An 875-nucleotide genomic window follows, 5' to 3' on the forward strand; every position below is an offset into this window, starting at 1 on the left:
GGCGCACGCCGTGGGCGCGGACCCGGCGCTGCTCGTGCGGCTTGTCGCCCTTGGGCATGTGGAACCAGAAGCGCCCCGCGTCCGTGTCGGGCCGCGCCGGCGCGTTGCCGGCGAGCACCCGCCCGTCGCGGTCCTGCAGCAGGTAGCGCATCGATTTCATCAACGGCTGCCGCAGGCGCTGGGCCAGCAGCGCTTCCAGGGCGCCGTCGCCGTCGCGTGCGGCACGGCGCAGGTAGTCCAGCTCGCGGTCCACGATCTCGTCCTGCAGTTCGACCGCGTAGGCGCGCACCTCCAGGTAGACCGCGCCCAGCAGCACCGCCAGCGAGGCCACGAACAGTCCGGCGTACAGCAGGGTCAGCCGGAAACTGCTGGTGCGCAGCAGCCGCCAGCGCGGCGCCCGGGCAGCCGCTTCAGTCGCCACCGGCGCGCTCTCCGCCATCGTCGAGCCGGTAGCCGGCGCCGCGCACGGTATGGATGAGCGGGCGACCATGGTCGCGGTCGAGCTTGGCCCGCAGGCGGCTGATGTGGCTGTCGACGACGTTGGTCTGCGGATCGAAGTGCAGGTCCCAGTCCTGTTCCAGCAGCATCGTGCGCGTCACCACCCGGCCGGCATGGCGGGCCAGGCACTCGAGCAGGCGGAATTCGCGCGGCTGCAGTTCCACCGGCTGCCCGTCGCGGCGTACGACGCGGGTGAGCAGGTCGATCTCCAGGTCGTGCACGCGCAGCCGCGTGGTCGGCGCCAGTCCGCGCGGCCGGCGGCCCAGCGCCTCGACCCGCGCGCACAGTTCGGCGAAGGAGAACGGCTTGACCAGGTAGTCGTCGCCGCCGGCGGTGAGCCCGAGCACCCGGTCGTCCACGCCGCCCAGCGCGGTCAG

The 875-nt window shown here is 73.3% G+C and carries 1 protein-coding gene and 1 pseudogene; both read right to left on the reverse strand.

The genetic code is table 11. The features are described from left to right. A pseudogene (locus tag IG80_RS14540) lies at positions 1 to 421 on the reverse strand (hypothetical protein); the annotation flags it as partial. Further along, a partial coding sequence (locus IG80_RS14545) for a winged helix-turn-helix domain-containing protein (protein WP_075553263.1) occupies positions 411 to 875 on the reverse strand: 465 nt, incomplete at its 5' end. The pseudogene IG80_RS14540 and the gene IG80_RS14545, both read right to left, overlap by 11 nt.

Origin of the sequence: Candidatus Paracaedibacter symbiosus (assembly GCF_000757605.1) — a bacterium.
Classification (GTDB): domain Bacteria; phylum Pseudomonadota; class Alphaproteobacteria; order Paracaedibacterales; family Paracaedibacteraceae; genus Paracaedibacter_A; species Paracaedibacter_A symbiosus.